Origin of the sequence: Kocuria sediminis (assembly GCF_009735315.1) — a bacterium.
Lineage (GTDB): Bacteria > Actinomycetota > Actinomycetes > Actinomycetales > Micrococcaceae > Kocuria > Kocuria turfanensis.
Window position 1 is genome coordinate 391994 of record NZ_WOGU01000002.1, and the last position, 11164, is coordinate 403157.

13 protein-coding genes are annotated in these 11164 nt (G+C 74.1%); all 13 read left to right on the plus strand.

The features are described from left to right. The first annotated feature begins 31 nt into the window (after positions 1–31). Positions 32–808: an IclR family transcriptional regulator gene (locus tag GMA12_RS04015; protein WP_156267326.1), complete on the plus strand. Its 777-nt coding sequence runs from the start codon at positions 32–34 to the stop codon at positions 806–808. A 97-nt stretch (positions 809–905) separates the two neighbouring features. After that, on the plus strand, positions 906–2102 hold the full coding sequence (locus tag GMA12_RS04020) for a 4-hydroxybenzoate 3-monooxygenase (protein ID WP_156267328.1): 1197 nt from the start codon (positions 906–908) through the stop codon (positions 2100–2102). A gap of 165 nt (positions 2103–2267) precedes the next feature. Beyond that, on the plus strand, positions 2268–3095 hold the full coding sequence (gene pcaH / locus GMA12_RS04025; RefSeq protein ID WP_156267330.1) for a protocatechuate 3,4-dioxygenase subunit beta: 828 nt from the start codon (positions 2268–2270) through the stop codon (positions 3093–3095). Beyond that, complete coding sequence (gene pcaG / locus GMA12_RS04030; protein ID WP_156267332.1) at positions 3088–3672, plus strand: protocatechuate 3,4-dioxygenase subunit alpha; 585 nt, start codon at positions 3088–3090, stop codon at positions 3670–3672. Before pcaH ends, pcaG begins: the two co-directional genes overlap by 8 nt. A gap of 97 nt (positions 3673–3769) precedes the next feature. Beyond that, on the plus strand, positions 3770–5215 hold the full coding sequence (locus GMA12_RS04035) for a lyase family protein (RefSeq protein ID WP_156267334.1): 1446 nt from the start codon (positions 3770–3772) through the stop codon (positions 5213–5215). After that, on the plus strand, positions 5212–6039 hold the full coding sequence (locus tag GMA12_RS04040; protein ID WP_156267336.1) for an alpha/beta fold hydrolase: 828 nt from the start codon (positions 5212–5214) through the stop codon (positions 6037–6039). The genes GMA12_RS04035 and GMA12_RS04040 overlap by 4 nt, the downstream gene beginning before the upstream one ends. Next, complete coding sequence (pcaC, locus tag GMA12_RS04045) at positions 6036–6467, plus strand: 4-carboxymuconolactone decarboxylase (protein WP_156267338.1); 432 nt, start codon at positions 6036–6038, stop codon at positions 6465–6467. Before GMA12_RS04040 ends, pcaC begins: the two co-directional genes overlap by 4 nt. Before the next feature lie 65 nt (positions 6468–6532). Further along, the gene (locus GMA12_RS04050) at positions 6533–7726 is read left to right on the plus strand and encodes a thiolase family protein (protein WP_156267340.1); all 1194 of its coding nucleotides are present in this window, start codon (positions 6533–6535) and stop codon (positions 7724–7726) included. Positions 7727–7772: 46 nt separating this feature from the next. Next, positions 7773–8465, plus strand: coding sequence for a 3-oxoacid CoA-transferase subunit A (locus tag GMA12_RS04055; protein ID WP_156267342.1), 693 nt, complete (start codon positions 7773–7775; stop codon positions 8463–8465). Between the two features lie 82 nt (positions 8466–8547). Next, positions 8548–9195, plus strand: coding sequence for a 3-oxoacid CoA-transferase subunit B (locus GMA12_RS04060; RefSeq protein WP_156267549.1), 648 nt, complete (start codon positions 8548–8550; stop codon positions 9193–9195). Positions 9196–9262: 67 nt separating this feature from the next. Then, positions 9263–10075, plus strand: coding sequence for an IclR family transcriptional regulator domain-containing protein (locus GMA12_RS04065; RefSeq protein WP_156267346.1), 813 nt, complete (start codon positions 9263–9265; stop codon positions 10073–10075). A gap of 315 nt (positions 10076–10390) precedes the next feature. Then, the gene (gene rpsL / locus GMA12_RS04070; RefSeq protein ID WP_062734959.1) at positions 10391–10765 is read left to right on the plus strand and encodes a 30S ribosomal protein S12; all 375 of its coding nucleotides are present in this window, start codon (positions 10391–10393) and stop codon (positions 10763–10765) included. Further along, positions 10765–11164 (plus strand): 30S ribosomal protein S7 (gene rpsG / locus GMA12_RS04075; protein ID WP_240898571.1); only part of this gene is annotated, 400 nt, incomplete at its 3' end. The genes rpsL and rpsG, both read left to right, overlap by 1 nt.

Here is an 11164-nt window from a genome sequence, read left to right on the forward strand (position 1 = left end):
ACTCCGCCTCCGGAAAGGAGCCAGCAGGACCATGGCCAACTCACCCAGCGGGGAGTCCGTGCTCGAGCGCGCGGACCGCATCCTCGCGGCCTTCACGGCGGAGGAGCCACGGCTGACCGGGGCCGGCATCGCCGCCCGCGCCGGGCTGCCCCCGGCCACGGCCCACCGGCTGGTGCGGGAGATGGCCCGCCGGGGGTGGCTCGACCGGGTCGAGGGCGGGCGCTACGTCGTCGGCACCCGGCTGTGGGAGCTGGCCAACCGGTCCTCCCGGGAGCTCGGCCTGGCGCAGGCCGCCCGCCCGTTCATGGGGGACATCCACGCGGTGCTGCGCCAGCACGTGCAGCTCGGCATCGTGGAGGGCCGGGAGGTGCTGCTGGTGGAGCGGCTCTCCCACCCGCGCGCGGTGCCCGTCCGCTCCGCGGTGGCGGGACGGCTGCCCCTGCACCTCTCGGCCACGGGCCTGGTGCTGCTGGCGCACGCCCCCGAGGACTTCCAGGAGAGCTACCTCGAGGGCCCGCTCCCGGCGCTCACCGAGCTCTCGCCCACGGACCCGGGGGTGCTCGCGGAGGAGCTCGCCCGCATCCGGGTCGCCGGGCACGCCCTGCAGACGGGCTACCTGGAGACCGACACGGCGGGCATCGCCGTCCCGGTGCGCGGGCGGGGCGAGCAGGTGGTGGCGGGCCTGGGGGTCATCACCCCGGCCGGCGACCCCGCCGCGCGGGCCGGGGCCATCGTCCAGGCCCTGCACACCGCGGCGCACGGCATCCGGCGCACGCTGCGGGAGACCCGCCGGGAGACGGCCGAGTGAGCGCGCGGCCCTCATCTCGATGAACGGGAGGCCTGTGGTGGCCCCCACAGGCCGCTGAGACACTGGACACATCCCGTCCGCCGTCCCAGGAGCATCCATGAGCACCGAGCGCACCGTTTTCTCGACCCGAGTCGGCATCGTCGGCGCCGGCCCGGCGGGCCTCATGCTCGCCCACCTCCTGGACCGGGCCGGGATCGACAGCATCGTGATGGAGAAGCGCGACAAGGACACGATCCACGCCACCCACCGCGCGGGCATCCTGGAGGCCGCCACGGTGCGGATGCTCACCGAGACGGGCGTGGACGGACGGGTGCTCACCGAGGGCCACGAGCACCGGGGCACCGTCCTGCGCTTCCAGGGCGAGAGCCACCGCATCGACTTCCAGGAGCTCGTCGGCCACTCCGTGTGGCTCTACCCGCAGAACGAGGTGTTCTGGGACCTGGCCGCGGCCCGCGAGCGCGACGGCGGGGACGTCCGCTGGTCGGTCACGGACACCGAGGTGCTCGGCCTGGACACCGAGCGGCCGCGGATCCGCTTCACCGACGCCCAGGGTACGCCGTGCGAGGTCCGCTGCGACGTCCTCGTGGGCGCCGACGGGTCGCAGAGCATCTGCCGCCGCGCGATCCCGGAGCACGCGCGCACCGACAACTTCGTCGAGTACCCCTTCGCGTGGTTCGGCATCCTCACCCAGGCCCCGCCGAGCGCCCCCGAGCTGATCTACGCGAACTCCGAGCACGGCTTCGCCCTGATCTCCTCGCGCAGCGAGGAGGTCCAGCGCATGTACTTCCAGTGCGACCCGGACGAGGACGTCGCCCAGTGGGACGACGAGCGGATCTGGGCCGAGCTGCAGCGCCGGGTCGACGGCCCGGACGGCCTGCGGCTGCAGCGGGGCCCGATCTTCGACAAGACCGTGCTGAAATTCCGCTCCTACGTCTGCGAGCCCCTGCGCCACGGCAACCTCTTCCTCGTGGGCGACGCCGGCCACACGGTGCCCCCGACCGGGGCGAAGGGCCTGAACCTGGCGTTCTGCGACGTCCGCACCCTGGCCCCGGCGCTGGTCGACTTCTTCCGGAGCGGCGACGATACCGGGCTGGCCGGCTACTCGGCCGCCGCCCTGGAACGGGTCTGGAAGGCGCAGAACTTCTCCTACTGGGCGACCAACCTGCTGCACGCCCAGCCGGGGGAGAACCCGTTCCACCAGAAGCGCCGGCACGGGGAGTTCACCGCGATCACCTCGTCCGCCCGCGGCGCCGCCTATTTCGCCGAGTGCTACACCGGCTGGCCCGAGGACTGACCCGCAGGTGCCCACCGGGCACCTCACATCGTGTTCGCATGTCGAACACTTGTGCGAAGAACGCACCGGTGCGCTAGAGTGCGGGAAGTCCTCCGCCGGGACGGCCGTCCGGTGCGGCAGCCATCCTGCAACAGCGCAGCCACCCCGCAACAGAGGAGTTGAACCATGGCAGAGGAAGACCAGGACGGGCTCGACGGCACCTTCGAGCCGGTCTCGTGGACCCGGGGCGCCGACGACGCGGCCGAGAGCCAGACGGACCTGAGTCGGGAGATGGACCGGATCAGCCAGGAGTACGCCGCCTCGGGGGCCGTGGAGACCCAGCCCCGCCTGGACTACGCGCCGTACCGCAGCTCGGTGCTGCGCCACCCCACCAAGGACCTGCACCACGCGGACCCGGAGACCATCGAACTGCACGCCCCCGCCTTCGGCGACCGGGACGTGCACGTGCTCGAGTCGGACCTGACCCTCCAGTCCGGCGGGGAGCCCATCGGCGAGCGGATCAAGATCCGCGGGCGGGTGCTCGACGGCGACGGCCGCCCGGTGCGCCGCCAGCTGGTGGAGATCTGGCAGGCCAACGCCGCCGGGCGCTACATCCACAAGCGCGACCAGCACCCGGCGCCCATCGACCCGCACTTCACGGGTGTGGGCCGCTGCCTCACCGGCGAGGACGGCTCCTACGAGTTCACCACCATCAAGCCCGGCCCGTACCCCTGGAAGAACCACCGCAACGCGTGGCGTCCCGCGCACGTGCACTTCTCCCTGTTCGGCACGGACTTCACCCAGCGGATGATCACCCAGATGTACTTCCCGTCCGACCCGCTGTTCGACCTCGACCCGATCTACCGCTCGATCCTCGACCCCACGGCCCGCGAGCGCCTCGTGGCGCGGTACGACCACGAGGTCTCCGAGCACGAGTGGCTGCTCGGCTACCGGTGGGACATCGTGCTCAGCGGCTCCCACCGCACCTGGACGGAAGGCGACACCCATGTCTGAGACTCCCTCGAGGACTCCGCTGCCGGCCACCCCCGGCCAGACCGTCGGGCCGTTCTTCGGCTACGCGCTGCCCTTCGAGGGCGGTGAGCAGCTCGTGCCGTTCGGGCACCCGCAGGCGGTGCGCCTGCACGGGGACGTCCTCGACGGCCACGGGGCGCCGGTGCCCGACGCCCTGCTGGAGATCTGGCAGGCCGACGGCAACGGCGAGGTCCCCTCCGCGCCGGGCTCGCTGCGGCGGGACGGCTGGACCTTCACCGGCTTCGGACGCGCGGCCGTGGACCACGCCGGGCACTACACCTTCACGACCGTCGACCCGGGCCCGACCGAACCGGGCAGGGCGCCGTTCATCGCGCTGACCCTCTTCGGCCGCGGCATCACGAACCGGCTGTTCACCCGCGTCTACCTGCCCGAGGACGCCGAGGCGCTGGCGGGGGACCCGCTGCTGGCCTCGCTGCCGGAGGAGCGCCGCCGCACCCTGATCGCCCAGCGGGAGGCCGACGGCTCCCTGCGCTTCGACCTGCGGCTCCAGGGGGAGGGGGAGACCGTCTTCCTCACCTATCCCCGCCACGAGCGGTGACTCGCCCGTGCAGGGGCCCCGGCCGGACCGGCCCCCTGCACGGGCAGCCGCACCCGCCGCGCCGGCACCGCCCGGCCGACCTGCCAGGAGGATCCGCATGACAGACGTCGGACTGCTCAGCCCCGGAGCCCACCGCGGCGCCGCGGCCACGGACGACACCGCCGTCCTCCAGGCGCTCCTGGACGCCGAGGCCGCCTGGGTCGCCGCGCAGGCGAAGGCCGGACTGGCCCCGGCGGCCGCCGCGGGCTCCGCCCGGGCGGCCGCCCGGGCGGAGGACTACGACGCCGCCGACCTCGCCCGGCGCGCCGAGGGCGGCGGCAACCCGGTCATCCCGCTGCTGGCCGACTACCGCCGCCGGCTGGGGCAGCACGACCCGGACGCGGTGCGCCTCGTCCACCGTGGGCTGACCAGCCAGGACGTCATGGACACCGCGATGATGCTGGTGGTCCGCCGCGCCGCCGAGCCCCTCGCCCGCGACCTGCGTGCTACCCAGGACGCCCTGGCCCGCCTCGCGGAGGAGCACCGCGGCACCGTCCAGGCCGCCCGCACCCTCACCCAGCACGCCCTGCCCACCACCTTCGGGCTCAAGGCGGCCGGCTGGCTCGCCGGGCTGCAGGACCTCGAGGAGGACCTCGCCGAGCTCGCCCGGCCCCCGCTGGCCCTCGGCGGGGCCGCCGGCACCCTCGCCGGGACCGTGGCCCTCTTCCCGGACGCCCCGGACGCCGCGCAGCGGGCCCTGGACCTCGCCGGGGCCTGGGCCGGGGAGCTCGGCCTCGAGCTCCCGCCCCACGTGTGGCACACCACGCGCCGGCCCGTGCTGCGGGCCGCCCACGCCTTCGCGGCCGTCTGCGCGGCGCTGGGCCGGATCGCCAACGACGTGCTGCTGCTCTCCCGGCCCGAGCTCGGGGAGCTGCGGGAGCCGGCCGCCGCGGGCCGGGGCGTGTCCTCCGCGATGCCGCAGAAGCAGAACCCGGTGCTGTCCGTGCTGCTCAAGCGCACCGCGCTCACCGCGCCGCAGCTCGTGGCCCAGGTCCACGTCGCGGCGTCCGCCGTCGTCGACGAGCGCCCCGACGGGGCCTGGCACGCCGAGTGGCCCGCCCTGCGGGAGCTCGCGCGGCTGGCCGTCGCGGCGTCCTCGCACGCTGCTGAGCTCACCGCCGGGCTGCGCGTGGACGCCTCCCGGATGCGGGCCCACCTCGAGGCCTCCGGCCCCGGGGTGCTCGCCGAGCGGATCAGCGCCGCGCTCGCGCCGCTGCTGCCGCCCGCGGCGGACGGCAGCACGGGCGCGCAGCAGGTGCAGGCGGCCGTGCGGGAGCACGCCACCGACCGGCAGGCCCTGGGAGAGGCCCTGGTCCGGCTCGCCGCGGGCACCACCCTGCCCGACGGGACACCGGTGGACGAGTCCACCGTGGCCGGGCTGCTGGAGCCCACCGGCTACCTCGGCGCCCACGACCTGCTGATCGACCGCGTGCTCGAGCGCCACCGCCGGACCGCCGGAAGCCCGCCGTCCACCGCCCGTCCGACCCCAGGAGCACCCGCATGAGCGTCCCCGTCCTGACCCTCGTGGAGTTCACCGACCGCCCGGCCCCCTCGGCGCACGCGCCGCTGGTCGTGCTCGGACCCTCCCTCGGCACCTCCGTGACCTCGCTGTGGTCGGCCACCGCCCGCGCCCTCGAGGGCGACTACCGGGTGGTCGGCTGGGACCTGCCCGGCCACGGCGCCTCGCCGGCCGCTCCGGAGTCCTTCGACATGGCGGAGCTCGCCCAGGGCGTGCTCGCCGCCGTGGACCGCTGCCGGGACACGACCTCGGTCGAACGACCGTTCTACTACGCCGGGAACTCCGTGGGCGGCTGCGTCGGCCAGCAGCTGCTCCTCGACGCCCCCGGCCGGGTGCGCGCCGCCGTCCTGCTCGGCACCGCCGCCCGCGTCGGCGAGCCGGCCGGCTGGGCCGAGCGCGCCCGGCTCGTGGCCGCCGCCGGAACCCCCACCCAGGTCGAGGGGTCGGCCCGGCGGTGGTTCGCCCCCGGGTTCCTCCAGCGCAACCCGGTCGCGGCCACGGAGCTGCTGCACGACCTGCAGGACGCGGACCGCGCCTCCTACGCCCGGGTCTGCGAGGCCCTCGGAGCCTTCGACGTCCGCGACCGGCTCGCCGCCGTGGACGCGCCCGTGCTGGCGGTGGCCGGGGCGCACGACCGGCCGGTCCCGCCCGAGGCCGTGGCGGAGCTGGCCGCCGCCACGGGAGGGCGCACCGTGGTGCTCGAGGACGCCGCCCACCTGCTGCCCGCCGAGGCCCCGCTGGAGGTCGCCCGCCTGCTGGCGGGGCACTTCGCCGCCGTCCCCACCGATCCCGAAGGAGCCCGAGCATGAGCCAGGACCCCCGCCGCACCGAGCAGCAGGCGCACGCCGAGGGCATGGCCGTGCGCCGCGACGTGCTCTCCGACGCCCACGTGGACCGCGCCGAGGCCGGCAAGGACGCGTTCACCACGGAGTTCCAGGACTTCATCACCCGCTACGCCTGGGGCGAGATCTGGACCCGGCCCGGACTGGACCGCAGGATGCGCAGCGCCGTCACCCTCACCGCGCTCATCGCCGCCGGGCACTGGGAGGAGTTCGAGATGCACGTGCGCGCCGCGCTGCGCAACGGCCTGACGCGCGACGAGATCCAGGAGATCCTCCTGCAGTCGGCGATCTACCTCTCCGTGCCCTCCGCCAACAACGCCTTCAAGCACGCCAAGCAGGTCCTCGACGCCCTCGACGCGGAGCCCGCCGGCGACCCCGCGCCCCCGGCCTCCTGAATCCCCTCTGCTCTCTGCCCCCGACACCGCGTGACCGACGTGCACCGACGCCAGGAAGGACCACCATGACCGAGGCCTACATCTACGACGCCGTGCGCACCCCGTTCGGCCGCTTCGGGGGCGCCCTGGCCGGGGTGCGCCCCGACGACCTGGCCGCCCTCGTGATCGGTGAGCAGGTGAGGCGCGCCCCCGGGCTGGACCCGGCCGTGATCGACGAGGTGGTCCTCGGCAACGCCAACGGCGCCGGGGAGGAGAACCGCAACGTCGCCCGGATGGCCACCCTGCTGGCCGGGCTGCCGATGGGGATCCCCGGCACCACCGTCAACCGCCTGTGCGGCTCCTCGCTGGACGCGGCGATCATCGCCTCCCGGCAGATCGGCGCCGGCGAGGCCGACGTGGTGCTCGTGGGCGGGGTGGAGTCCATGAGCCGCGCCCCGTGGGTGCTGCCCAAGACGGAGAAGCCCTACCCGGCCGGGGACCTGGCGCTGGCCTCCACCACGCTGGGCTGGCGGCTGGTGAACAAGAACATGAACCCCGAGTGGACGGTCTCCCTGGGGGAGGCCACCGAGCAGCTGGCCGCACGGCACGGGATCACCCGCGAGCGGATGGACGAGTTCGCCTACACCTCCCACCAGCGCACCCAGCAGGCCTGGGACGAAGGCTTCTACGACGACCTCACCGTGGCCGTCCCCGGCACGGAGCTGACCCGCGACGAGTCCGTGCGGGCCTCCTCCACCGTCGAGAAGCTGGCCGGGCTGAGGACCGTCTTCCGCACCTCGGAGCAGGGCGGCACCGTGACCGCCGGCAACGCCTCCCCGCTCAACGACGGGGCCTCGGCCGCCCTGCTGGGCTCGGAGAAGGCCGCCGAGCTCACCGGGCTGGCGCCGCTGGCCCGGATCGCCGGGCGCGCCGCGGCCGCCAACGAGCCCCAGTACTTCGGCTTCGCGCCGGTCGAGGCCGCCAATCTCGCGCTGGCACGGGCCGGGATCAGCTGGGGAGACGTCGCCGCCGTGGAGCTCAACGAGGCCTTCGCCGCCCAGTCCCTGGCGTGTGTCGACGCGTGGGGGATCGACCCGGGCATCGTCAACCGGCACGGCGGGGCCATCGCGATCGGCCACCCGCTCGGGGCCTCCGGCACCCGCATCCTCGGCACCCTGGCGAGGTCCCTGCAGGCGACCGGGGCCCGCTGGGGCGTGGCGGCCATCTGCATCGGGGTGGGCCAGGGCCTGGCCGTCGTGCTCGAGAACGAGAACGCCTGAGGCCCGGGCCGGGCGGGACACAGACCACCGAAGGAAGGCACATCGCATGCTGAACATCGCAGAGAGCTGCGCACAGGCCGTGGCCGGCATCCACGACGGGGCCACCGTCATGATCGGCGGCTTCGGCGTGGCCGGCCAGCCCGTCGAGCTCATCGACGCGCTGATCGACCACGGCGCCGGGGACCTGACCGTCGTGAACAACAACGCCGGCAACGGTGACGTCGGGCTGGCCCGGCTCATCGGGCTGGGCCGGGTCCGGAAGATCATCTGCTCCTTCCCGCGCCAGTCCGACTCCTGGCACTTCGACGAGAAGTACCGGGCCGGGCAGATCGAGCTCGAGGTCGTGCCCCAGGGCAACCTGGCCGAGCGGATCCGCGCCGCCGGGGCCGGCATCGGGGCGTTCTTCACCCCCACCGGCTACGGCACCCCGCTGGCCGAGGGCAAGGAGGTCCGCCAGATCGACGGCCGCCACTACGTCCTCGAGCACCCCATCGGGGCCGACTTCTCCCTGACCAAGGCGCACATCGCCGACCGGGCGGGCAACCTGGTCTACCGCAAGACGGCGCGCAACTTCGGCCCCGTCATGGCCGCCGCGGCCACCACCTCGATCGTGCAGGTCACCGAGGTCGTGGAGCGCGGCGCGCTGGACCCCGAGGTCGTCGTCACCCCCGGCATCTACGTGGACACGGTCGTGCGGATCGCCGCCCCGGCCACCCGCGACCCCCGAGAGGAGCTCTGACATGAGCGAGCACACGAGCACCGACCCGAGCACGCACCCGGGCACCGGCACGGACGGGACCGGCGTCCCGGGCGTCGTGCCCATGACGTCCGCGACGCCCCTGCGCCCGGAGGAGCTGGCCCGCGTGGTGGCCCGGGACATCCCCGCGGGGTCCTACGTCAACCTGGGGATCGGGCAGCCGACGCTCGTCGCCGACCACCTCACCGCCGAGGACGACGTCACCCTGCACACCGAGAACGGGATGCTCGGCATGGGCCCGGCGGCCCAGGGCGAGGAGGTGGACCCCGACCTCATCAACGCCGGCAAGATCCCCGTGCTCGAGACCCCCGGGTGCTCCTACTTCCACCACGCCGACTCCTTCGCGATGATGCGCGGCGGCCACCTGGACTGCTGCGTGCTCGGGGCCTTCCAGGTGGACGTGCACGGCAACCTCGCCAACTGGCACACCGGCAAACCCGACGCGATCCCCGCCGTGGGCGGGGCCATGGACCTGGCCACCGGGGCGAAGCAGACCTTCGTGATGATGTCGTTGCAGAGCCGGGGAGGACAGGCCAAGCTGGTGGAGCGGTGCACCATGCCGCTCACCGGCGTGGGCTGCGTGTCCCGGATCTACACCGACCAGGCCGTGTTCCTGGTGGAGGCCGACGGGGTGAGCGTGCGCGAGACCTTCGGCACGAGCTTCGAGGAGCTGCAGCGGATCGTCGACGTCCCGCTGCGGCCCGCCCGCTGAGCACGGCGCGGCACCGGGTGCGCGGCGGCCCGCCGCGCACCCGTCCCAGGCTCCGAGGAGGCCAGCGATGACCGAGCAGGACCGGACCGATCCCGCGGAGGAGCGGGGGGTGCCCGGGCAGTTCGTGCAGTCGCTCGCCCGCGGGCTGCAGGTGATCACCGCCTTCGACGCCCGGCACCCCCGCATGACCCTCAGCGACGTGGCCCGGCGCACCGGCCTGACCCGGGCCACCGCACGCCGGTTCCTGCTGACGCTGGAGGAGCTGGGCTACGTCCGCACCGACGGGCGCCTGTTCGAGCTCACCCCCCGGGTGCTCCAGCTGGGCTTCTCCTATCTCTCCGCCCTGTCGCTGCCGGCCCTGGCCGGACCCCACCTGGAGGCGCTGTCCGCGCAGGTCGAGGAGTCCACCTCCGCCTCCGTGCTGGACGGCTCCGACATCGTCTACGTGGCCCGGGTGTCCACGCACCGGATCATGACCGTGGCGATCGCCGTCGGCACCCGCTTCCCGGCCCACGCCACCTCCATGGGCCGGGTCCTGCTCGCCGGCCTCGACGCGCAGCGGCGCTCCGAGTACCTGCGCACGGCCCGGCTCGAGCGCCTCACCGAGCACACCCTCACCGACCCCGCCGCCCTCGAGGCCGACCTGCAGCGGGTCCGCGCCCAGGGGTGGGCGCTCGTGGACCAGGAGCTGGAGATCGGCCTGCGCTCCGTGGCCGCCCCGGTCACGGACCGGGCGGGGCGCGTGGTCGCGGCCGTCAACGTGTCCATGCGCGTGGGCATGCCGGGGGCCAGCGCGGGGGACCCCGTGCGGGACGTCGTCCCGGCGCTGCTGGAGTGCGCCCGGCGGATCTCCGCGGACCTCGCCGCGACCGGGCGCTGAGCCCTCCCCGGCCCCCGTTTTCCCCGGGCGGCCCGGTCTGATAGGCTGTCGAGGAATTGCACGGTCGTCCGCCGGCGCTCACCAGCGCCGCCGGGGGCCGCGGGAATCAATGGCAGAACGGACTCGGTCCTCTGGTACGCGGTGTGTACCAAAATGCCATCCTTTTCGTCTGCCCACGTGCCGGCAGCGCGGACGCCGTGGTGCCCGCCCGCCGGGCGCACGTCAGGCGCTGCACCCGTTCCCGGCCCCGGCCGGTGGCGGGGGAGCCGACCATCCAGCGGGCCGCTGCCGCGGCCCGTCCAATCAGGAGACACTGTGCCTACAATCCAGCAGCTGGTCCGCAAGGGCCGGACCCCGAAGGTCGTCAAGACCAAGGCGCCCGCACTCAAGGGCAGCCCCATGAAGCGCGGTGTGTGCACCCGCGTGTACACCACCACCCCCAAGAAGCCGAACTCCGCGCTGCGCAAGGTCGCCCGCGTGAAGCTCAACGGCGGCATCGAGGTCACGGCCTACATCCCCGGTGAGGGCCACAACCTCCAGGAGCACTCCATCGTGCTCGTCCGCGGCGGTCGCGTGAAGGACCTCCCCGGTGTCCGCTACAAGATCGTCCGCGGCGCGCTCGACACCCAGGGTGTCAAGGGCCGCCAGCAGGCCCGTTCCCGCTACGGCGCCAAGAAGGAGAAGAAGTAATGCCTCGTAAGGGTCCCGCTCCCAAGCGCCCGCTCGTCGTCGATCCGGTCTACAGCTCCCCGGTCGTCACGCAGCTGATCAACAAGGTCCTCCAGGACGGCAAGAAGTCCACCGCCGAGCGCATCGTCTACGGCGCCCTCGAGGGCGTCCGCGGCAAGACCGGCGCCGATCCCGTCGCCACCCTCAAGAAGGCCCTGGAGAACGTCAAGCCGGCCCTCGAGGTGAAGTCCCGCCGCGTCGGCGGCGCCACCTACCAGGTGCCCGTGGAGGTCAAGCCGGGCCGCGCCCAGGCCCTGTCCCTGCGCTGGCTCGTGGGCTACTCCAAGCTCCGCCGCGAGAACACCATGACGGAGCGTCTGCAGAACGAGATCCTGGACGCGTCCAACGGTCTCGGTGCCG

Coding starts and splice junctions, on each gene's coding strand:
- pcaC (WP_156267338.1), top strand. CDS start 6,036: ATGAGCCAGGACCCCCGCCGCACCGAGCAGCAGGCGCACGCCGAGGGC.
- GMA12_RS04035 (WP_156267334.1), top strand. CDS start 3,770: ATGACAGACGTCGGACTGCTCAGCCCCGGAGCCCACCGCGGCGCCGCG.
- pcaG (WP_156267332.1), top strand. CDS start 3,088: ATGTCTGAGACTCCCTCGAGGACTCCGCTGCCGGCCACCCCCGGCCAG.
- GMA12_RS04015 (WP_156267326.1), top strand. CDS start 32: ATGGCCAACTCACCCAGCGGGGAGTCCGTGCTCGAGCGCGCGGACCGC.
- GMA12_RS04065 (WP_156267346.1), top strand. CDS start 9,263: ATGACCGAGCAGGACCGGACCGATCCCGCGGAGGAGCGGGGGGTGCCC.
- GMA12_RS04020 (WP_156267328.1), top strand. CDS start 906: ATGAGCACCGAGCGCACCGTTTTCTCGACCCGAGTCGGCATCGTCGGC.
- GMA12_RS04040 (WP_156267336.1), top strand. CDS start 5,212: ATGAGCGTCCCCGTCCTGACCCTCGTGGAGTTCACCGACCGCCCGGCC.
- GMA12_RS04050 (WP_156267340.1), top strand. CDS start 6,533: ATGACCGAGGCCTACATCTACGACGCCGTGCGCACCCCGTTCGGCCGC.
- GMA12_RS04060 (WP_156267549.1), top strand. CDS start 8,548: ATGACGTCCGCGACGCCCCTGCGCCCGGAGGAGCTGGCCCGCGTGGTG.
- GMA12_RS04055 (WP_156267342.1), top strand. CDS start 7,773: ATGCTGAACATCGCAGAGAGCTGCGCACAGGCCGTGGCCGGCATCCAC.
- pcaH (WP_156267330.1), top strand. CDS start 2,268: ATGGCAGAGGAAGACCAGGACGGGCTCGACGGCACCTTCGAGCCGGTC.